Origin of the sequence: Actinocorallia sp. API 0066 (genome assembly GCF_020991275.1) — a bacterium.
Lineage (GTDB): Bacteria > Actinomycetota > Actinomycetes > Streptosporangiales > Streptosporangiaceae > Actinocorallia.
Window position 1 is genome coordinate 85,548 of record NZ_JAJLQY010000009.1, and the last position, 19,568, is coordinate 105,115.

A 19,568-nucleotide genomic window follows, 5' to 3' on the forward strand; every position below is an offset into this window, starting at 1 on the left:
ACGCCCCTCCCCGCGCGGGAGCGGGTCTCAGGACCCGGCGCCGAAGGACTGGAGCCCCGGCCGCCCCGGGCGGTCGGGCAGCGCCGCCAGCGCCGCGGCGGGGGAGGCGCCCGAGGCGAGCCGGGCGTGCAGGTCGCGCATGAGCGGCGGCCCCGAGGCGTCCGGAAGCGGGGTGACCGAGGCGACGACGGTCCGCACCCCCGCCGACAGCAGGACGCCGGGCAGCCCTAGGACGTCCTCGCCCTGTCCCGCGTCGCAGGCCGACAGCACGACGAGGTCCGGGGGCGGCGCGAGCGCGTGCAGGTCGTAGCCGGTGAGCGGCCCTCCGGCGACGTCCACATGGGATGCCAGCGGGTCGTCCGGTTGGTGCGTCCCGTGCGCGCAGAGGTGGGCGATCCGCGCGCCCGCCAGGACGGACGCGTCCGCGCCGGTCCTGACGCCGTCGTGGCAGGCCGCGACAGCCGCCAGTTCGGTTTCCGCGTGCGTCAGCCCCGGCCCGGACAGCAGCGCGACGTGCCCCGGTGAAGGACGCCGCCGCTGGGCGAGCAGCCAGGCCGTCGCCGAAGGCACGACGGTGAAGGGCGCGTCGGTGACGACCCGCCAAGGCAGCCCGTAGAGCAGCCCCGTAGGCGCGACGACCAGCTCACAGCCGTCCAGGAACGCCAGCGCGGGCGCGAACCGCGCGCGCAGGGACGCCACCGCCGCGTCCGGCGAGGAGCCGCCGACCATCGCCCGGGTCAGGGCGAACCGGATAAGGCGGGTCTCCCTGACGGCGGCGTCATAGGAGCCGAGGGCGGTACGCCGCACCCGCCCGTCCCGGACGGCCAGCGCGACGAGGTGGTCGCCGCCGCGCACGAGTTCCAGCAGCCCCACCCCGTGCAGTCCCGCCAGGAGGTCGGAGGGCGCCACGACCGGGCGCGGCGGAGGCGGGCCCATCGCCCGCGCCCTGTCCCGCGCGCTGGCGACGTCGGAGGGCGGCCCCTCGGGAAGCGACGGGAACAGGATGCTCCGCCGCAGTTCCTCCAGGGCCAGCAGCTCACGATCGGTCCGGGCCAGCCGTAGGGCGAGCGGCGACAGGTCCGCGCAGGCGGCGCCGAGATAGGCGCGCAGCTCCACCGAGCCGCCCGCGCCCGCGAGGTCGGCCGCCGTACGAAGCGCCTCCCTGACGTTCCTGAGCGCCGCCGCCTCCTCGCCGCGCGCGGTGTGCACGTGCGCGGCGTTCTGGTGCGTGCGCAGGCGCAGCGCGGCCGACGCGGCCGGTGAGGCGCGGCGGGGGAGCAGGTCGCCCGCCTCCGCCGGGAAGGCGCGGGCCGCCTCCACCCGGGCGCGCAGGGCGGGCCCCGCCCAGCCGTAGGCGTCGAGCCGGGCGGCGGTGCTGCGGACCGAGCACAGCAGCGCGGCCGAGCGCTCGCCGCGCGCCGCGAGCGCGCGCAGCAGCACCCCGTGCGCCTGCGCCTCCCAGCCCGGCCGCCCCTGCGCGGCGAAGGCGGTCTCGGCCTCCCGCGCCGAGTCGGCGGCCCGTCCCGCGTCGCCGCACGCCAGTTCGGCCTCGGCGCGCAGGTGGAGGGCGTTGGCGGCGTCGGCGGCGAACCCGGACAGGGCGGCCGTAGAAGCAGCCTCGTCGAGCAGCTCCCGCGCCTCCCCGCACAGCCCTGCGTCCAGCAGCGCGGCGGCGTGGTCGAGCAGGTGCTGGGCGCGCCGCTCGCCGGTGAACTCCGGCGCCAGCTCGGCGAACAGGCCGAGCGCCCGCGCGAACCGGCCGCGCAGCGCCGCCAGGTGCGCCTGGTTGTGCCGGACCATCAGCTCCAGCCTGCGCGGCCCGTGCCGGGCGGCGAGCGCCTCGGCGGTCAGCAGGGCGCTGTCCGCCGCGGTGAACCTGCCCGCCTGGGCCAGCGCGATCCCGTTGGCCATGAGGCGTCCCGCGCGGGCCACCGGGTCGCTGCCGCCGGGCCGCGCCGGACGGTCGAGCCGGCCCAGGCTGGCCCGCGCGTAGCTGCGGTTGAGGAGCAGCCGCTCCCGGTCGGCGCCCGAAAGGTGCGGCTCGGCGGTGGCGGCGAGGGCGAGCGCGTCGGCGGTGCGCCCGCCCGCCGTCAGCAGCGCGACCATGACGGCCTGGACACGCGCCACGCCGAGCGGATCCCCGGCCGTCCTGGCGAGGGCCTCCTGGGACAGCGCCAGGCCCTCCGCAAGCCGTCCGGTCTCCTTGGCCTCCACCGCGCGGGCGAGGAGGCCGTCGATCACAGGGTGGTCCAGCTGGTGACGATCGAGGCGCCGCACGGCAGGGCGAAGTGCAGCATGACGGGCCCGGCCGGGATCCCGTCCACGAGGAAGAAGCCGGAGCCGTCCACGGCGGCCTCGGTCTCGCCGAGCCGGTGCCGGACGGTCAGCCGCGCCTCGCGCGCGGGCGTGAGCCGTCCGGTGAGGCTCATCCTGCGTGTCCCGGTGACCGCCTCCAGCTCCACCCGCAGGTCGGGCGCGGCGAACGTGAGGAGCCTGGCGGCCCCGCGCAGCCCGGCCGCCGCAGGCGTCAGCGACGTGACGAGCTCGGCGAGCGCCGCGTCCGGGTCGCGGAACGCGAAGGCGGCGCGGGCGGCCTCGGCCGACCGCTCCGACGGCGGGTCGAGCAGCGCCAGCGCGCGCTGGATCTCCTGCAGAAGCTCATGCATCGGAAGACTCCCTTCTCATTCGCCCAGGGCCGCCTTCAGCTTCCCGAGGCAGCGGGCGCGGGCGGGGCCCACGCTCCCGGGCGCAAGGCCGAGCGCGGCAGCGACCTCCGCGTAGGAGGCGGTCGCCGCGAGCAGCCGCAGGATGCGCCCGCAGGGTTCGGGCAGAGACTCCAGCGCCGCCGCCACCCTTGACAGCCGGTCGCGCTCCACGCACAGCGCCTCGGGTCCCGGCCCCGGGTCGGCGTCGTCGGCCGGGTCGCGCGGCGCGGGGACACGGGCGAGCGGCGCGCACTCGCGGCGGCAGGTCGTGGCCAGCCACGCGCCCACCGCGTCGGGCGAGCGCAGGTCCCCGAGGTGCTGGACGAGCCGCAGCCACGTCGTCTGGACGGCGTCCTCGGCCGCCGCCTTCGGCAGCCCGTACGCCCTGGCGATCGACCACAGCATCGGGTGGTAGCGGGCCACGAGGGCCTCCCAGGCGCGCGCGTCGCCGTCCCTGGCCCGCGCCACCAGGGCCCCCGGCGCGACGAGATCGCTCACCCGGCCTCGACGAGCGTCCCGAGCCCCGGCCTGACCGGACCGGAGGCGAGCACCGCGTCGGCCGCCTCAGCGGGCGCCAGACCCTCCGCGACGCGCGCCGCGACCATCCCCGCGACGACCGGCGCCGCGAACGAGGTGCCCGACCACGTCGCGTACCCGGCGAACTCGCCGAACCGGACAAAACTGCTGCGCACCGCGGTGCCCTGCGCCGCCGCGTCCACCCACCAGCCGTGATTGGAGAACCAGGCGCGGTCGGCGCCGTCCAGCGCGGCGACGGCGACGACCTGCTTGAGCGCGGCGGGCCAGAACGGCCGGTCGCACGCGGTGTTGCCCGCGCAGGCCACCACGACGGTGGCCCGGCCGAGCGCGGCGATCGCCTGCTGGAGCAGCGGCGAGGGCCGGTCGTCGAAGGTGTGGCAGCCGAGCGACAGATTGACCACGTCGGCCTTCAGCCCGTGCAGCGCGTTGATCACCTGGAGTTCGTCGCCCACGCCGTCGCCGCCGATGACGCGCCGCGCGACGATCCGCGCCGTGGGCGCCCGCTGCAGCACCACGCCCGCGACGAACGTGCCGTGCCCGGCCTGGGCGTCGAGCTCGTAGTCGAGGTCGGCGTCGGGCACCTCGCGGTGCTCCTCCTCGTGCTCGGCGAACCAGTCGGCGCCCGAGTACCACGGGTGCGGGTCGAGGCCGGTGTCCAGCACGGCGACGGTCACGTCGCGGCGGGACGGCCCCGGCTCGGGCACCGGGAACGGGTCGGCGGGTCTGGGCCGGTCGGCGGGGCCGGTCCACCACATGGGCTGGCCGTAGACCAGATGGTTGGGCGAGACGTTGATGCCGCGCTCGCGGGCGAGGAGGCTGAGCTCGCAGACATCGACGCGGGCCGTGCGGTTGAGCCGGAGCCTGGTGAGGCCGGGGCCGCGCTCGCGGCCCGCGGTCCAGCGTCGCAGGAGGTCCTCGGCGCGGGCCAGGTCCGGTTCCGCGACGAGCACCTCGTCCCTGCGCAGGAGCGCGCCGGTCTGCACGACCTGCACGTCCCGATGGCGGGCGAGCAGTCGCTCCACCCGTGCACCCTGATCGAACATGCGGCACAGTGTGCCGTCCCGCCCGGCCCCGGCCGACGGACCTGACCCGACCTTTCCCGGGCGTCGTCCGGGGGTTTACCCCTGAGGCGTCACTCTCGGACGAGGGTGACGGGGATGTTGCCCCGCGTCGCGTTGGAGTAGGGGCAGACCGAGTGGGCGGCTTCCAGGAGCTTCTGGCCGTCGGCCTCGGAGACGGTGTCGGGGAGTTCGGCGCGCAGCACGACCTCCAGGCCGAAGCCTCCGGTGCCGTTCGGCTTGAGGCCCACCTCGGCGGTGATCGAGGCGTCGCTGACGTCGAGCTTCTGCCGTCCGGCGACGAGCTTCATCGCGCTGGTGAAGCAGGCGGCGTACCCGGCGGCGAAGAGCTGCTCGGGGTTGGTGCCCGCGCCGTCGCCGCCCAGCTCGACCGGCGGCGCGAGGGTGACGTCGAGCTTGCCGTCGTTGCTGACCGCCCTGCCGTCGCGCCCGGAGGCGGTGGCCACTGCGGTGTAGAGAACGCTCATCTGGGCTCCTAGACAGACCTGTCTGTTCGGACGAGACCCAATGTAGACAGACCTGTCTGGTAATGTCAATCGCATGGCACGCGACGCGCGGAGGCGGATCCTCGACACCGCAGCCCGGCTCTTCTACGGCGAGGGCGTCCACACGGTCGGGATCGACCGGATCATCGCCGAGGCCGGAGTGGCGAAGGCCACGTTCTACCACCATTTCAAGTCCAAGGACGCCCTGGTCTGCGCCTACCTCACCGCGCACTTCGACGGGCAGCGGGCCGAGTTCGCGACGCTGCCCGGCACCGGCCGCGCCAAGCTGGAGGCGGTCTTCGCGCGGATCGCCGAGGTGTGCGCGTCACCCGGCTTCCGCGGCTGCGCCTTCCTCAACGCGGCCGCCGAGTTCGCCGACCCCGCCCATCCGGCCCGCGGCGTCGTCGCCGAGTACCGCGCCTGGTTCCGGTCGCTCATGCGCCGTCTCCTGGCCGAGGAGGGGCATCCCGACCCCGAGGCCGGCTCCCGGCTGCTCCTGCTGCTGCGCGACGCGACGGCCGTCAGCGGCGCCCTCGACCCACCGGACCAGGCGAGGGAAACCACCGAAGCCGCACTCGACCGGCTGCTGACCGCATAGGATCTTTCCGACGTAGGGGAGCATTCCGAGGGGTCGGCCATGTCACTGAGCGCGTTCATCGCGGGGATGCCGAAGGCGGAGCTGCACGTCCACCACGTGGGCTCGGCCTCGCCGGAGGTCGTCGCGCGGCTCGCCGCCAAGTACGAGGGCGACACGCGCGTCCCCGCCGACCCCGCGCTGCTCAAGGAGTTCTTCACCTTCCGCGACTTCGCGCACTTCATCGAGGTGTACGTGGCGACGGTCGACCTCCTGCGCGACGCGGAGGACATCAGGGAGCTCACCCTGGGCGTCGCGCGGGACATGGCAGGGCAGCACATCCGCTACGCGGAGCTGACCGTCACCCCCTACCTGACGCTGATCAAGGGCATCCCCGAGGAGGCGTTCGTCGAGGCGATCGAGGACGCCCGCGTCACCGCCGAACGCGATCTCGGCGTCCGGCTGCGCTGGTGCTTCGACATCCCCGGCGAGGAGGGCCTGCCAGCGGGCGAGCGCACCGTCGAGTTCGCGCTCAGGCACGCCCCCCAAGGGCTGGTGAGCTTCGGCCTCGGCGGCCCCGAGCAGGGTTGGCCCCGGCCGCGGTTCAAGCCGTTCTTCGACCGTGCGCGCGCGGCGGGCCTGCACAGCGTGCCGCACGCGGGCGAGACCACCGGGCCCGGCACCATCTGGGACGCGCTGGAGCACCTGGGCGCGGAGCGGATCGGGCACGGCATCGCCGCCGCTGCCGATCCCCGGCTGCTCGACCACCTCGCCGAGCACGCCATCGCGCTGGAGGTCTGCCCGACCTCCAACATCGCCACCCGCGCCGTCGCCAGCCTGGCGGAGCACCCGCTGCGCACCCTCTTCGACGCGGGCGTGCGGGTCACCGTCAACAGCGACGACCCCCCGATGTTCGGCACCGACCTGAACACCGAGTACCTCGTCGCCGCCCGGCTGCTCGACCTCGACGCGGCGGGCGTCACCCGGCTGGCGCTCAACGCCGTCGAGGCGTCCTTCCTGGACGACGAGGGCAAGGCCCGCCTCTCCGTCGAGATACAAGAACACCTCCGCAAGGAGACTGCGTTTCCGTAAGGCACGTCCGGAAGGCGGAGACGTCGCGGATTGTTGCCAGGAGGTTTCGTTTTGTCAATGGCGCTGGTGCGGAGGGGGTCCATCGGGCACAATGAGGACGCACGGTTCATCTTGGCCGCCCCATCTCCGGATGGAACACGCGGACGCACTGCTCCAGGCCGTAGGGGAAGACGCGCCTAGAAGCACCACCAGGAGGACCGAGTGACCGTACGCGGTGTGTTTCACGTCCACTCCGCGCCACCTGCGCTGTGCCCGCACATCGAGTGGGCGACCGCGGGTGTGCTTGGCGTTCCCGTCAAGCTGCTGTGGACCGACCAGCCCGCTGCCCCCGGCAGCCAGCGGGCCGAGCTGTGCTGGGAGGGCAAGCCCGGTATCGCCGCCGCCATCACCTCCTCGTTGCGCGCCTGGAAGCTCGCGCGGTTCGAGGTGACCGAGGAGGCGTCCCCGGGCGCCGACGGCATGCGGTACTGCTTCACGCCCACCCTCGGCGTCTTCTCCGCGACGATCGGCGCCAACGGCGACATCATGGTCCCCGAGGACCGGCTCCGCCGGGTGATGGCCGACGCCGCGAGCAACCGGACCACCCTGGAGTACGAGCTCGACAGGCTGCTCGGCACCCCGTGGGACCACGAGCTGGAACCGTTCCGCCGCGCCGGCGACGGCGCCCCCGTGCGCTGGCTGCACGCCGCGGGCTGACCCTCCCCCCGCACCGGCGGGGCGGAGGGTCAGGCGCGTCCCGCCCGCACCGCACGGCTCACTGGTAGCCGCGGATCTCCCGGAACACCGTCTCCAGCGGCTGCTTCCTGGCGTCGAACGACCTGCCTCCGGTGAGCGCGGCGAGGTCACGCATCTCGGTCTCCTTGGCTTCGCCGAACAGCACCGGGAACACCGGGACGTCGAGCGCGGCGTACCCGGCGAACCCGCCGCGGAAGTCCCCGAAGTCACGCCCCTGGGTGTTCTCGCCGTCGGTCATCAGCACGATCGAGGTGAACCGGTCGGGGTCGGCCGCGACCTTCTTCTTCACGATCTCGTAGGCGGAGGTGAGGCTGTCGTAGATCGCGGTGCCGCCGCCCACCCGCAGCGCCTCGGCGAACCTGCGGATGCGCTGCAGTTCGGCCTGCGGCCCCGACGCCGGGACGGTGAACTCCTGCGGCGTCTGCGGCTTGGTGCTGAACGGCACGACGGTCACCTCCTCCCGGTTGTAGAACCTGTCCACGCCGCTGCCGCCGTCGCCGGTGAGGGTGACGAACGCGCGCTTGAGCTGCGCGATCCGCTCGCCGGTCATCGAGCCGGACACGTCGATCACGTAGACCGTCCGCGACGGCCGCCGCAGCCTGTCGTAGAACGCGGCGATCAGCCGGTCCACGGTCTCCAGCGCGCCGGGGAACGGCAGCTCGCGCAGGTCGGCGGGGCCGGTGAACGGGACGGACGGCACGACCGGGCGGCGGTGCGTCAGCTCGCTGATCTTGCGCTGGGTTTCCGGCCGTAGCAGGTAGTCGGTCAGCGCGCGGTACGCCTTCTCCTGCTCGGGCGTGGCGCCGGGCAGTAGCGACAGGGGGTAGTCCGCGGTGACGACGCCGTCCGACGGGTACACGACGGTGAGCGGCTCGGTGAGTCGGCCCGAGGCGTTCAGCGACGTGATCACCGACTCGTAGTTGACCAGGCCGTCCACCTCGACGCCCTTGCGCACGAACACCTCCGACAGCCAGCCCGACGACCCCGACGTCAGGGTCTGCGCGGAGAAGAAGTCCTTGAGGCCGGGCGAGACCTTCTCGATGCTCGCCGGGTCGAGGTCGCTGCCGGAGTTCAGCGCCGTCGCCAGGCCCACCAGCGCGGAGAAGCCCGAGTTCGACGCGGCGGGGCTCGTCATGCCGTAGGTGAAGTCGCGGTTCACCGCTGCCCGCGCGATCTGCGCCCAGGTGGGCGCCTTGGCGTCCCAGCCGAGCCGGCGCGCCGCCTCGGGCCGCACCCCCACCACGACCGGCGAGGACATGATCGGCGTCGCCGTCGTGACCCGGCCGCCGCCGTGCAGGTCGAGGTACCGGTTGGAGGAGAACCAGATCGCCTGGTGGTCCTGGGCGGCCTGGCCGGACACGACCTGGCGGACGCCGTCGAGCGTGCCGGCGTAGGTGAAGTCGACGGTGACGCCGGTGGCCTTGGCCGCGTCGTCGAGCACGGGAGCGAGGTCGGAGAGTTCGCTGCCCGCGAGGATGGTGAGGGTGGCGTCGTCCTCGGCGGGTCCGGACGAGCAGCCCGCAAGCAGGGCGGCCGCCATGACGGCCGCGATGATCCTTCTCATGACCCGTCAGACGCCCGGCGGGCGCGCGGCGGAGGCGAACGCCGGATGAGCATCCGATGAACGCGGCGGGGCCGGACCCGTGCCGTCCGGCCCCGCCGCGTCCGTGCTCCCTAGGGCAGTCCTAGGAGAGCTCGGCCAGCGCCTTGCGGTAGGTGTCGAGGTCGCGCGCGTTCGGAATGTCGTTGTCGACCTTCCAGCGCACCACACCTGACCTGTCGATGATGAAGGTGCCGCGCCGCGCCAGCCCCTTCTCCTCGTCGAAGACGCCGTAGGCGGCGGCGACGCCGCCGTGCGGCCAGAAGTCCGACAGGAGCGGGAACTGGTAGCCCTCCTGGTCGGCCCACGCGCGGTGCGCGAAGACCGAGTCGACCGAGACGGCGAGGACCTGTACGTCCTCGCCGCCCAGGCTGGGCAGCTCGTCCCGGATGGCGCACAGCTCACCGGTGCAGATGCCGCTGAAGGCCAGCGGGTAGAAGACCAGGACGACGTCCTTCTTGCCCGCGAAGTCGGACAGTTTGACGGGAGTGCCGTGCTGGTCCTTCAGTTCGAAGTCAGGTGCCTTGTCTCCGACCTCTACGGCCATGTGGAATCCCTTCGAGGAGACGGGTGTGACCCGGGCAGGCCCAGGTCTGCCCCAGTCTGCCATCAGGGGCCCGGCCGCGCTTACATGCGCCCCTTGGGCGCCACGAGCCGGGTTCCCGACCAGTCGTCGGCGGCGCTGACGCTCTTGGTCGCCGTCAGACCCGCGGTCTGCGACGCCTCGGCGATGTCGCTGGGCTCGATGTGCCCCTCGCGGCCCGTCTTGGGGGTGAGGAGCCAGATGTGCCCGCCTCCCGTGACGTTGCTGAGCGCGTCGACGAGGCCGTCTGTCAGATCGCCGTCCTCGTCGCGCCACCACAGCACGACCACTTCCACGACGTCCTCGTAGTCCTCATCGACCATCTCGGTGCCGGTGACGGCCTCGATGGAGGTGCGGAGATCCTCGGAGACGTCCTCGTCCCAGCCGATCTCCTGCACCACCTGACCCGGCTTGAATCCGAGCCGTTCGGCCAGGCCGCGCTCCGTCTGCGCCTGACCCGCGGTCGCGCTCACTGACGTCCTCCCTGTGTCGTGTTCATGGGATGCACCGTACTGTCTCGCCGTAGGAGCACCTCAAGGTATTGCGGGACAGTCCACACAAAGGATGGCCCCCTGCGCAAGTGCCCATACCCCATAAGCATGATCCACACGTGTCCCACATGCGGTTTCGCCTTCCCTTCTTCAGGCGGGGAGAAACGACAGGCGTACGTTCCGTTCGGGATTGTCCACATTGATATCGACGAGGGCGACCGACTGCCAGGTGCCCAGCGCGAGCCGTCCGCCGAGCACGGGCACGCTCGCGTACGGCGGGACGAGGCCGGGCAGCACGTGGGACCTGCCGTGGCCCCGGCTTCCGTGCGCGTGCCTCCACCTGTCGTCGGACGGGAGCAGGTCGGCCAGCGCGGCGAGGAGGTCGTCGTCGCTGCCCGCGCCGAGTTCGATGATCGCGATTCCCGCGGTGGCGTGCGGGACGAAGACGTGCAGGAGGCCGTCGCCCTCGCCGCTGACGAATTCCGCGCATTCGCCGGTGATGTCGTGAACGGTGTCGCGGCGGCCGGTGGTCACCGAAAGGAGGGTGCTCTTCATGAGAGGATCATCACAGGTGTAGACCAATGCGCGTCGGGGAAGGCCGCCCCCCTTGACCGTCGCTGACCCGAGAGGGCGAGTGTTTACCCTTCTCCTGACGCGTCTGACAACCGCCTTGACAGCGCCGTGACCTGCGTCTTGTTACCGGGCAGTAGAGATGCGAGAGCCTCCGGTCGGCGGCAGGATGGGCAGTGAACGTCGACAAACAGCCGATGTACCCGCGTGACAAGGGGACACCAGTGCCTTCCGGACGCCAGCGCTTCTCGATCATTAGCGACGGCCTGCCGAGCCAGCTCCCGGACATCAACCCGGATGAGACCAGGGAGTGGCTCGAATCACTGGACACGGTCATCAAGACCGAGGGCCGGACAAGGGCCCGCTACGTGATGCTCAAACTCCTTGAGCGAGCCAGGGAACAGCAGGTCGGGGTGCCCGGCCTGCGCAGTACCGACTACATCAACACGATCCCCCCGGAGAAGGAGCCCTGGTTCCCCGGCGACGAGCACATCGAGCGCCGCATCCGGGCCTACATCCGGTGGAACGCCGCGATCATGGTCTCCCGGGCCAACCGGCCCGAACTGAGCGTCGGCGGGCACATCGCCACCTACGCGTCGGCGGCCTCCCTGTACGAGGTGGGCTTCAACCACTTCTTCCGGGGCAAGGACCACGGCGAGTCCGGCGACCAGGTGTTCATCCAGGGCCACGCGGCCCCCGGCGTCTACGCGCGCGCGTTCCTCGAAGGACGCCTGTCCGAGCAGCAGCTCGACGGGTTCCGGCAGGAGGTCTCGCACCCCGGAGGCGGCCTGTCGTCCTACCCGCACCCGCGGCTCATGCCCGACTTCTGGGAGTTCCCGACCGTCTCGATGGGCCTCGCCGCCATCGACTCGATCTACCAGGCGCGGTTCAACCGGTACCTGCTGTCGCGTGAGCTCAAGGACACCTCGCGCTCGCACGTGTGGGCGTTCCTCGGCGACGGCGAGATGGACGAGCCCGAGTCGCTCGGCGCGATCGGCCTGGCCGCCCGTGAGGAACTGGACAACCTCACCTTCGTGATCAACTGCAACCTGCAGCGGCTCGACGGCCCGGTGCGCGGCAACGGCAAGATCATCCAGGAGCTGGAGTCCTACTTCCGCGGCGCGGGCTGGAACGTCATCAAGGTCATCTGGGGCCGCGACTGGGACCCGCTGCTGGCCAAGGACGTCGACGGCGTGCTCGTCAACAAGATGAACAACACGCCCGACGGCCAGATGCAGACCTTCACCGTCGAGCCCGGCTCCTACACCCGCGAGCAGTTCTTCGGCGACGACCCCCGGCTGCGCAAGATCGTCGAGCACCTCAGCGACGACGACCTGACCAAGCTGTCGCGCGGCGGCCACGACTACCGCAAGCTGTTCGCGGCGTTCAAGGCGGCGCGCGAGCACGTCGGCCAGCCCACGGTGATCCTCACCCACACCATCAAGGGCTGGACCCTCGGGCCGGACTTCGAGGCCCGCATGTCCAGCCACCAGATGAAGAAGCTCACCAAGAACGAGCTCAAGGAGTTCCGGGACAGGCTGTACCTGGAGATCCCGGACTCGGCCCTGGAGGCCGACCTCCCGCCCTACTACCACCCGGGCGAGGACTCCGAGGAGATCCAGTACATGAAGGAGCGCCGCGCGGCGCTCGGCGGCTTCCTGCCCAAGCGCGTCAACCGCGCCAAGCCGCTCACCCTGCCCGGCGACGCCCCCTACGACGAGCTGCGCAAGGGTTCGGGCAAGCAGTCGGTGGCCACCACGATGGCCTTCGTCCGGCTGCTCAAGGAGCTCATGAAGGACAAGAACATCGGGCACCGCTTCGTCCCGATCATCCCGGACGAGGCGCGCACGTTCGGGATGGACGCGATGTTCCCGACGGCGAAGATCTACTCGCCGCACGGGCAGACCTACGAGTCGGCCGACCGCAAGCTGATGCTGTCCTACAAGGAGTCCGAGCAGGGCCAGATCCTGCACGAGGGCATCTCCGAGGCCGGTTCGATGGCGTCGCTCATCGCCTCCGGCACCGCCTACGCCACGCACGGCGAGCACATGATCCCGATCTACATCTTCTACTCGATGTTCGGGTGGCAGCGGACGGGCGACCAGATGTGGGCGCTGGCCGACCAGATGGGCCGCGGGTTCATGCTGGGCGCCACCGCGGGCCGCACCACGCTGACGGGCGAGGGCCTCCAGCACGCCGACGGGCACTCGCACCTGCTGGCGTCCACCAACCCCGCGACGGTCTCCTACGACCCGTCCTGGGCGTTCGAGCTGGCGCACATCATGAAGGACGCGCTGCGCCGCATGTACGGCTCCTCGCCGGAGCACCCCAAGGGCGAGGACATCAACTACTACCTGACGGTCTACAACGAGCCGTACCCGCAGCCCGTCGAGCCCGCCGGCCTCGACGTCAAGGACCTGCTGCGCGGCCTGTACAAGTTCGCCGACGGCCCGGAGCTGGGCGCCGACGCGCCCAAGGCGCAGATCATCTCCTCCGGCGTGGGCGGCCGCTGGGCGCTGGACGCGCAGCGCATCCTGGCCGAGGAGTGGGGCGTCTCGGCGGACCTCTGGTCGGCGACGTCCTGGACGGAGCTGCGCCGCGAGGCGATGAACTGCGACAGCTTCAACCTGCTCAACCCCGAGCGGGAGCAGCTCGTCCCGTTCGTCACCCGGCGCCTGGCCGACGTGCCGGGCCCGATCGTGGCGGTCAGCGACTTCATGCGCGCCGTCCAGGACCAGATCGCCCCCTGGGTGCCGGGCGACTACACGTCGCTGGGCACCGACGGCTTCGGGTTCTCCGACACCCGCGCCGCCGCCCGCCGCTTCTTCCACGTCGACGCCCAGTCGATCGTGCTGGCGGTGCTGACCAGGCTGGTCAAGCGCGGCGAGCTCAAGCACGAGGTGCTCCAGCAGGCGATCAGCCGCTACGGGCTGGACCGGGGCGTCGCCGCCGTCTCGGGCGTCAACGCGCCCGCCGAGTCCGGGGGCGCCGCCTGAGGCCCCGCGCGGCCTGAGCCGCGCTGACGCGATCCTGTGGCGGAGGGGGTCGGACGAGGTGTCCGGCCCCCTTCCGCGTGTCTGTGCGGGCCGCTCAGCCCGCTGTGGCGACCTTGTCGAGGCGGCAGGCCAGCTCGCCGTGCTCGCGCAGCCGCCGCACCGCGTCCCTGGTGTCCTTGGCGGCCCGGCTGCGGCGCATCGCGGCGACCGTCGCCAGGTAGTGCGTCGCCGCCCTGGCCGTGGGGCGCGGCGCGCCGCTCAGCTCGTAGCCGTAGCGGGCCAGCCGCTCGCCGAGGAAGTACTCGGCGAGGCTGATCTCCCAGTCCTCCAGGCGGGACTGCCAGGCGTGCACGGCGCTCGCGTCCACCGCCTCGTGGGTGCGCCGGTGGTGCTTCTTGCGCCTGGGCGTCACCGAGGCGACGGAACTGGGCTCCAGCATCGCCGGGTCGAAGTCCTCGCGCAGGAACCCGCACAGCCGCCTCAGCTCCGACTCCGGATCGGTGACGAGGCGCTCGTACTGGAGCTCGTGGTAGGAGTTCGGCGGAAGCATCCGGCGCGCCCTGTCGCCCGCGTCGATCGCGGCGGCCCACGTCGTCATCGCGAAGGTGCTGTCGTGCTCCCACCACCGCATGCCCTTGAGCGAGCCGACGCAGTCCCGGCCGTCGCGGATCAGGTGGACGACCTGGGCGTTGGGGAACAGCCGGAAGATCTCGGGCAGGAAGCGGATGTAGCCGGGCCGCTTGTCGCCCCAGCGCGCCTTGTCGTGCCCGCGCGCGTAGGCGCGGAACACGGTGCCGAGCGCCGACCCGAGCGTCGGCGGGCCCGCCTCGATCTCGGCGACGACCCGGGCGGCGTCCAGGCCGAGGTCGCGGAACTTGTGGCCCTCGGTGCCGGTGATCCAGACGCCCAGCGCCCTGCGGTTGCCGCGGTCGGTGAGGTCGCCGAACATCTCCCGGCCGAAGTAGGCGGGCAGCAGGAACCTCGTCTCGGGCGGAAGGGCGATCCGCGGATGGGCGTGCAGCATGAGCTGGAGCAGTGTGGTTCCCGACCGGGGACAGCCGACGACGAAGATGGGGCGTTCCATACCGGGGCCTTTCCGTACCGCGAGCGTGCGTGACCTCTGGAGATTACGGATAGTGTTAATTGAAGGCACGGACGGTAGTGGCCCATGGGTGAGAATTGACGCCCCGCTTACCCGGAGGGGAGATCAACAGTGGATCGTCGCGACCACACGAGGACGCGGTTTCAAGGCCGCTTCGGGGTGATGGCACCCTTGTCACCGTGACGAACGACAGCGCCGCCGACCGCGCACTCCGGGAGGCCACCACCCGCCGCCTGGAGACCGCGCTGAGCACGTTCGGCGTCGCGGCGCTCGCCCGGATGGAGGAGCGGCTCCCGTGGTTCCGGCGGATGCCCGCCGAACAGCGCTCCTGGATCGGACTCGTCGCGCAGACGTCGATCGCCGCGTTCGTCGACTGGTTCCGCGGCGGCGAACGCACCAGGGTGGCGCTCGGCGGCGAGGTGTTCGCCACCGCGCCGCGCGAGATGATGCGCACGATCCGGCTCCAGCACACCGTGGACATGATCCGGGTGATCAGCGAGGTCGTGGAGACCCGCCTGCACGACCTCGCCGAGCCCGGCGGCGAGGCCCAGCTGCGCGAGGCGATACTGCGCTACACGCGCGAGGTGGCCTTCAGCGCCGCCCAGGTCTACGCCCGCGCCGCCGAGACCAGGGGCGCCTGGGACGCGCGCCTGGAGGCCCTCGTCGTGGACTCGCTGCTGCGCGGCGACGGCGACGACGGCCTGCATTCCTGGGCCGCCGCGCTCGGCTGGACGACCAAGCCCGTCGTGGTGATCGCAGGGCACGCCCCCGAGGAGAGCTCGGAGGCCATCGCCGACCAGATCAAGCTCTCCGCCCGGCGGCTGCGCGTTGACGTGCTGTCCGGCGTGCAGGGCAGCCGCCTCATCGTCATCGTGGGCGGCGCGGAGGACCCGCTGGCGGCGGCGCGGCTGCTGTCCGCCAAGTTCGGTCAGGGCCCCGTCGTCGTCGGGCCCGAGGCGCCCGACCTGTACGGCGCGACGGCCTCCGCCCGCGCCGCGCTCGCGGGCCTGCGCGCCGCCGTCGGCTGGCCGGACGCGCCGCGCCCCGTCGCCGCCGCCGAACTGCTGCCCGAGCGGGCCCTGGACGGCGACGACGCGGCCCGCAAGTACCTTGTCGAACAGGTGTTCGCACCCATTCAGGCGGCGGGCGCGCCCTTGCTGGACACGCTGACGACGTACCTGGAGCAGGGTTCCTCCCTGGAGGCCACCGCACGGCTGCTCTACGTGCACCCGAACACCGTCAGGTACCGGCTGCGCAGGGTGAGCGAGCTGACCGGCCTGACGCCTACGGACGGCAGGGGCGCGTTCACTCTCCGGATCTCCCTCGTCCTCGGTAGGTTCACCGATCGGGGCGGCTCCTTTTAAGGAGATCTCCAAGACGATGCACTTGCGGAGTACGTCACCGTTGTCAGGGTCCTACAAAGACCGGCGATCAAACTTCGTCCCTGTCGGCATGACCCCGAACCCCTGCTAGACGGCATGGTTGGTCCCGTGCTTCTCATCACAGCTCCCGGCCAAGGCGCCCAGACCCCCGGATTCCTCTCCCCGTGGCTGGAGGTTCCCGGCGTCGGCGACCGGCTCGGTGCGTGGTCCGATCTCATCGGCCTCGACCTGATCCGGTACGGCACCACCGCGGACGCCGACGAGATCAAGGACACCGCCGTCGCCCAGCCCCTGCTGGTCGCCGCGGCGCTCGTCACCCAGCAGGCGCTCGGCCTGACGCCTGACGCCGTCGCCGGGCACAGCGTCGGCGAGCTCGGCGCGGCCGCCATCGCCGGAGTGCTCACCCCCGAGGACGCGATGCGGCTCGTCGCCGTCCGCGGCAGGGGCATGGCCGAAGCCGCCACCGTCACCAGCACCGGCATGACCGCGGTGCTCGGCGGCGACACCGACGAGGTGCTCACCGCCATCGCCAAGCACGGGCTCACCCCCGCCAACATCAACGGCGCGGGCCAGATCGTCGCGGCGGGCACGCTGGAGCAGCTCGAGGCGTTCGCCGCCGAGCCGCCCGCCAAGGCCCGGCTGCGGTCCCTCGCCGTCGCCGGGGCCTTCCACACCGAGCACATGGCGCCCGCCGTCGCCGCGCTGGACGCCGCGGCCGCGTCGGTCACCCCCAAGGACCCCGAGATCAAGCTGATCTCCAACAGGGACGGCGCCGTCGTCGACTCCGGCGCGGAGTTCCTCGCCCGGCTCGTCGGCCAGGTCAGCTCCCCGGTCCGCTGGGACCTGTGCATGAGCACGTTCGCCGACCTGGGCGTCACCGGGATCATCGAGCTGGCGCCGTCCGGGACGCTGGTGGGCCTGGCCCGCCGCGAGCTCAAGGGCGTCCAGCTGGTCGGCCTGAAGACGCCCGAGGACCTCGACAAGGCGCGGGAGCTCACATGATCCAGCTCGCCCAGGGGCGCACCGGCGCCCGCATCCTGGCCTTCGGCCACTACCAGCCCGACAACGTCGTCACCAACGACGACCTCGCCGCCCGCGGCGTGGACACCAACGACGCGTGGATCCGCTCCCGGGTCGGCATCGCCGAGCGGCGGATCGCCCTGGACAACGAGTCGGTGCTCGACCTCGCGGTCGCCGCCGGCGGCAAGGCGCTCGCCGCGAGCGGCCTGACCCCCGGCGACATCGACCTCGTCATCGTCGCGACCTGCACCGCCGAGACCCAGGTGCCCAACGCGTCGGCGACCGTCGCCTTCCGGCTCGGCATCTCCGCGCCCGGCGCCTTCGACGTCAACGCGGCCTGCGCCGGCTTCGCCTACGCGCTGTCCACCGCGAGCGACGCGATCCGCGCCGGCTCGGCGCAGAACGTGCTGGTGATCGGCGCGGAGAAGTTCTCCCCCTGGATCGACTGGAACGACCGCACGACCTGCATCATCTTCGCCGACGGCGCGGGCGCCGCGGTGGTGACGGGCTCCGACGTGCCGCAGATCGGGCCCGTGGTGTGGGGGAGCGACGGCGAGAACGCCGACAAGATCATGGTGCAGGACCGCAACTCGTTCCTGTCCCAGGACGGCCAGGCCGTCTTCCGGTGGGCGACCACCGCGCTGCACCCGGTGGCACTGGAGGCGTGCAGGCGGGCGGGCATCGCCCCGTCCGAACTGGGCGCCTTCGTGCCCCACCAGGCGAACCTCAGGATCATCCACGGCATCGCGAGGAAGCTCAACGCGCCCAACGCGGTGATCGCCGAGGACATCGTCAACGCCGGGAACACCTCGGCCGCGTCCATCCCGATGGCACTGTCGCGCATGATCGAGCGCGGCGACGTCAGGTCGGGGGAACCGGCTCTCATTATCGGGTTCGGCGCAGGTTTGACCTACGCTGCCCAGGTCATCCAGATCCCCTAAGGTCTGGGCGAAACATCCCTATCGGAACCAAGGAGCACCCAGCAATGGCTGAAGTCAGCACCCAGACGATTCTCGACGGCCTCGGCGAGATCGTCGAGGAGATCGTCGGGATTCCGGCGGCGGACGTCACCCCCGAGAAGAACTTCATCGACGACCTCGACATCGACTCCCTGTCGATGGTCGAGATCGCGGTGGCCGCCCAGGACAAGTTCGGCGTCGAGATCCCCGACGACGAGCTGAAGAACCTGCGCACCGTCCAGGACGTCGTGGACTACGTCCAGGGACTGGCCGCCAAGGCCTGACCTCACCCGCTCCGGAGTCCGGATCCGGAGCGTGGGTGCGCGGGCCGCTGCAGAGGCCCGCGCACCCCGAGCCACCCCCCAGGTACATAGGAGTAAGCGCAATGGGCAAGACCCGTGTTGTTGTGACCGGTTTGGGAGCGTCAACCCCGATCGGTGGAGACGTCGCGTCCACATGGGACGGCCTACTGGCCGGCAAGTCCGGCTCGCGCACCCTGCCCTGGGACAATCTCGACGCCCTGCCCGTCCAGTTCGCGGCGCAGGCAGCCGTCGAACCCGCCGACACCGGGGTCATCCCCAAGCCCCGGATGCGGCGGATGGACCGCTGCCAGCAGTTCGCCCTGATCGCCGCCATCGAGGCGATGAAGGACGCGGGCTACGCGCACGGCGACACCGAGGGCCTCACCATCGACTCCGACCGGCTCGGCGTCGTGCTCTCCTCCGGCATCGGCGGCCTGCACTCCGCCCTCGACAGCTACGACGTCTTCAAGGAGAAGGGCTGGAGGCGCGTCTCCCCCTTCACCGTGCCCATGCTCATGCCCAACGGCTCCGCCGCGCACGTCGGCCTCGAGTTCAACGCCACCGCGGGCATCCACGCGCTCGTGTCGGCCTGCTCCTCCAGCGCCGAGGCCATCGGCTACGGCATCGACATGATCCGCGCGGGCCGCGCCGACACCGTCATCGCGGGCGGCACCGAAGCGTGCATCCACCCGCTCCAGATGGCCTCCTTCGGCGCGATGCGCGCCATGTCCACCCGCAACGACGCCCCCGAGCTCGCCTCCCGCCCCTACGACAAGGCGCGGGACGGCTTCGTCCTCGGCGAGGGCGCCGCCGTGCTCATCCTGGAGTCCGAGGAGCACGCGCGCGCCCGCGGCGCCAAGATCTACGCCTACGCCTCCGGCGTCGGCTACTCCGCCGACGGCCACGACATGGTCCAGCCGCCCGAGGACGGGCGCGGCGCCGCCAAGGCGATGCAGCGCTGCCTGGCCGACGCGGGCCTGGAGCCCGAGCAGATCATCCACATCAACGCGCACGGCACGTCCACCCCGCAGGGCGACGTCGCCGAACTCGCGGGCATCAAGAAGGCGTTCGGCGACCACGCCTACCGCCTGAACATCACCGCCACCAAGTCCATGACCGGTCACCTCCTCGGCGGCGCGGGCGCGCTCGAAGCGCTCGTCACCGTCCTGACCCTTCGCGACGGGCTGGTTCCCCCCACGGTGAACCTGGAGAACCTGGACGACGCCGTCGACCTCGACATCGTCCACGGCGAGCCGCGCAAGCTCGCCGACGGCCCCGCCGCCGCTCTCAACAACTCGTTCGGCTTCGGCGGTCACAACGTGACCCTGGCGTTCGAGCGGGCACTCTGAGCTCTTG

General features: G+C 72.0%; 19 protein-coding genes. 9 read left to right on the plus strand and 10 right to left on the minus strand.

Annotated features, from left to right (window positions below; genetic code table 11):
• Positions 1 to 27 precede the first annotated feature (27 nt).
• The 5 genes from LO762_RS33620 to LO762_RS22125 all read right to left on the minus strand — a co-directional run bounded on the left by LO762_RS33620 (position 28) and on the right by LO762_RS22125 (position 4,788).
• Complete coding sequence (locus LO762_RS33620; RefSeq protein WP_230617776.1) at positions 28 to 2,241, minus strand: CHAT domain-containing protein; 2,214 nt, start codon at positions 2,239 to 2,241, stop codon at positions 28 to 30.
• Positions 2,238 to 2,666, minus strand: a complete 429-nt coding sequence (locus tag LO762_RS22110) for a hypothetical protein (RefSeq protein ID WP_230617777.1) — start codon at positions 2,664 to 2,666, stop codon at positions 2,238 to 2,240. The genes LO762_RS33620 and LO762_RS22110 overlap by 4 nt, the downstream gene beginning before the upstream one ends.
• A gap of 15 nt (positions 2,667 to 2,681) precedes the next feature.
• Complete coding sequence (locus LO762_RS22115; RefSeq protein WP_230617778.1) at positions 2,682 to 3,203, minus strand: RNA polymerase sigma factor; 522 nt, start codon at positions 3,201 to 3,203, stop codon at positions 2,682 to 2,684.
• Positions 3,200 to 4,285, minus strand: a complete 1,086-nt coding sequence (locus LO762_RS22120; protein WP_230617779.1) for a S8 family serine peptidase — start codon at positions 4,283 to 4,285, stop codon at positions 3,200 to 3,202. The genes LO762_RS22115 and LO762_RS22120 overlap by 4 nt, the downstream gene beginning before the upstream one ends.
• 89 nt (positions 4,286 to 4,374) lie before the next feature.
• The gene (locus LO762_RS22125) at positions 4,375 to 4,788 is read right to left on the minus strand and encodes an organic hydroperoxide resistance protein (RefSeq protein ID WP_230617780.1); all 414 of its coding nucleotides are present in this window, start codon (positions 4,786 to 4,788) and stop codon (positions 4,375 to 4,377) included.
• 73 nt (positions 4,789 to 4,861) lie between these two features.
• Between LO762_RS22125 and LO762_RS22130 the strand changes: the two genes are divergently transcribed.
• The 3 genes from LO762_RS22130 (at position 4,862) to LO762_RS22140 (ending at position 7,168) form a co-directional block, all read left to right on the plus strand.
• Positions 4,862 to 5,404, plus strand: a complete 543-nt coding sequence (locus LO762_RS22130; RefSeq protein ID WP_230617781.1) for a TetR/AcrR family transcriptional regulator — start codon at positions 4,862 to 4,864, stop codon at positions 5,402 to 5,404.
• Between the two features lie 39 nt (positions 5,405 to 5,443).
• Entirely contained in the window at positions 5,444 to 6,472 is a 1,029-nt protein-coding gene (locus LO762_RS22135) for an adenosine deaminase (protein ID WP_230617782.1), read from the plus strand.
• A 201-nt stretch (positions 6,473 to 6,673) separates the two neighbouring features.
• The gene (locus tag LO762_RS22140) at positions 6,674 to 7,168 is read left to right on the plus strand and encodes a DUF3145 domain-containing protein (RefSeq protein WP_230617783.1); all 495 of its coding nucleotides are present in this window, start codon (positions 6,674 to 6,676) and stop codon (positions 7,166 to 7,168) included.
• Between the two features lie 58 nt (positions 7,169 to 7,226).
• Here LO762_RS22140 and LO762_RS22145 read toward each other — a convergent pair whose 3' ends face one another.
• The 4 genes from LO762_RS22145 to LO762_RS22160 form a co-directional block, all read right to left on the minus strand.
• Positions 7,227 to 8,771 (minus strand): substrate-binding and VWA domain-containing protein, encoded by a 1,545-nt coding sequence (locus LO762_RS22145; protein WP_230617784.1) that lies wholly within the window; start codon positions 8,769 to 8,771, stop codon positions 7,227 to 7,229.
• A 121-nt stretch (positions 8,772 to 8,892) separates the two neighbouring features.
• Positions 8,893 to 9,354, minus strand: coding sequence for a peroxiredoxin (locus LO762_RS22150; protein WP_230617785.1), 462 nt, complete (start codon positions 9,352 to 9,354; stop codon positions 8,893 to 8,895).
• Between the two features lie 80 nt (positions 9,355 to 9,434).
• Positions 9,435 to 9,863 carry a DUF3052 domain-containing protein gene (locus tag LO762_RS22155; protein WP_230617786.1) on the minus strand — a complete coding sequence of 143 codons (429 nt, stop codon included), beginning with the start codon at positions 9,861 to 9,863 and terminating at the stop codon, positions 9,435 to 9,437.
• 168 nt (positions 9,864 to 10,031) lie between these two features.
• Positions 10,032 to 10,436: a YjbQ family protein gene (locus LO762_RS22160; protein ID WP_230617787.1), complete on the minus strand. Its 405-nt coding sequence runs from the start codon at positions 10,434 to 10,436 to the stop codon at positions 10,032 to 10,034.
• A gap of 212 nt (positions 10,437 to 10,648) precedes the next feature.
• Between LO762_RS22160 and aceE the strand changes: the two genes are divergently transcribed.
• Positions 10,649 to 13,447, plus strand: coding sequence for a pyruvate dehydrogenase (acetyl-transferring), homodimeric type (aceE, locus tag LO762_RS22165; RefSeq protein WP_255687711.1), 2,799 nt, complete (start codon positions 10,649 to 10,651; stop codon positions 13,445 to 13,447).
• Between the two features lie 94 nt (positions 13,448 to 13,541).
• Here aceE and LO762_RS22170 read toward each other — a convergent pair whose 3' ends face one another.
• Complete coding sequence (locus LO762_RS22170; protein ID WP_230617788.1) at positions 13,542 to 14,531, minus strand: sulfotransferase; 990 nt, start codon at positions 14,529 to 14,531, stop codon at positions 13,542 to 13,544.
• A 197-nt stretch (positions 14,532 to 14,728) separates the two neighbouring features.
• Between LO762_RS22170 and LO762_RS22175 the strand changes: the two genes are divergently transcribed.
• From LO762_RS22175 to fabF, 5 genes are all read left to right on the plus strand, one after another.
• A complete protein-coding gene (locus tag LO762_RS22175; protein ID WP_230617789.1) occupies positions 14,729 to 15,913 on the plus strand; it encodes a CdaR family transcriptional regulator in 1,185 nt (394 codons plus the stop codon).
• A 126-nt stretch (positions 15,914 to 16,039) separates the two neighbouring features.
• On the plus strand, positions 16,040 to 16,933 hold the full coding sequence (locus LO762_RS22180) for an ACP S-malonyltransferase (RefSeq protein ID WP_230617790.1): 894 nt from the start codon (positions 16,040 to 16,042) through the stop codon (positions 16,931 to 16,933).
• A complete protein-coding gene (locus tag LO762_RS22185; RefSeq protein ID WP_230617791.1) occupies positions 16,930 to 17,892 on the plus strand; it encodes a beta-ketoacyl-ACP synthase III in 963 nt (320 codons plus the stop codon). Before LO762_RS22180 ends, LO762_RS22185 begins: the two co-directional genes overlap by 4 nt.
• A gap of 44 nt (positions 17,893 to 17,936) precedes the next feature.
• Positions 17,937 to 18,194 (plus strand): acyl carrier protein, encoded by a 258-nt coding sequence (locus LO762_RS22190; RefSeq protein WP_106401968.1) that lies wholly within the window; start codon positions 17,937 to 17,939, stop codon positions 18,192 to 18,194.
• 101 nt (positions 18,195 to 18,295) lie between these two features.
• Positions 18,296 to 19,561, plus strand: coding sequence for a beta-ketoacyl-ACP synthase II (gene fabF / locus LO762_RS22195; RefSeq protein ID WP_230617792.1), 1,266 nt, complete (start codon positions 18,296 to 18,298; stop codon positions 19,559 to 19,561).
• Positions 19,562 to 19,568: the final 7 nt, after the last annotated feature.

What these genes read in the sequence shown, in the direction of transcription:
- LO762_RS22110 (WP_230617777.1), bottom strand. Translation starts at nt 2,666, where the DNA reads ATGCATGAGCTTCTGCAGGAGATCCAGCGCGCGCTGGCGCTGCTCGAC.
- LO762_RS22120 (WP_230617779.1), bottom strand. Translation starts at nt 4,285, where the DNA reads ATGTTCGATCAGGGTGCACGGGTGGAGCGACTGCTCGCCCGCCATCGG.
- LO762_RS22125 (WP_230617780.1), bottom strand. Translation starts at nt 4,788, where the DNA reads ATGAGCGTTCTCTACACCGCAGTGGCCACCGCCTCCGGGCGCGACGGC.
- LO762_RS22130 (WP_230617781.1), top strand. Translation starts at nt 4,862, where the DNA reads ATGGCACGCGACGCGCGGAGGCGGATCCTCGACACCGCAGCCCGGCTC.
- LO762_RS22135 (WP_230617782.1), top strand. Translation starts at nt 5,444, where the DNA reads ATGTCACTGAGCGCGTTCATCGCGGGGATGCCGAAGGCGGAGCTGCAC.
- LO762_RS22145 (WP_230617784.1), bottom strand. Translation starts at nt 8,771, where the DNA reads ATGAGAAGGATCATCGCGGCCGTCATGGCGGCCGCCCTGCTTGCGGGC.
- LO762_RS22150 (WP_230617785.1), bottom strand. Translation starts at nt 9,354, where the DNA reads ATGGCCGTAGAGGTCGGAGACAAGGCACCTGACTTCGAACTGAAGGAC.
- LO762_RS22160 (WP_230617787.1), bottom strand. Translation starts at nt 10,436, where the DNA reads ATGAAGAGCACCCTCCTTTCGGTGACCACCGGCCGCCGCGACACCGTT.
- aceE (WP_255687711.1), top strand. Translation starts at nt 10,649, where the DNA reads ATGTACCCGCGTGACAAGGGGACACCAGTGCCTTCCGGACGCCAGCGC.
- LO762_RS22170 (WP_230617788.1), bottom strand. Translation starts at nt 14,531, where the DNA reads ATGGAACGCCCCATCTTCGTCGTCGGCTGTCCCCGGTCGGGAACCACA.
- LO762_RS22185 (WP_230617791.1), top strand. Translation starts at nt 16,930, where the DNA reads ATGATCCAGCTCGCCCAGGGGCGCACCGGCGCCCGCATCCTGGCCTTC.
- LO762_RS22190 (WP_106401968.1), top strand. Translation starts at nt 17,937, where the DNA reads ATGGCTGAAGTCAGCACCCAGACGATTCTCGACGGCCTCGGCGAGATC.
- fabF (WP_230617792.1), top strand. Translation starts at nt 18,296, where the DNA reads ATGGGCAAGACCCGTGTTGTTGTGACCGGTTTGGGAGCGTCAACCCCG.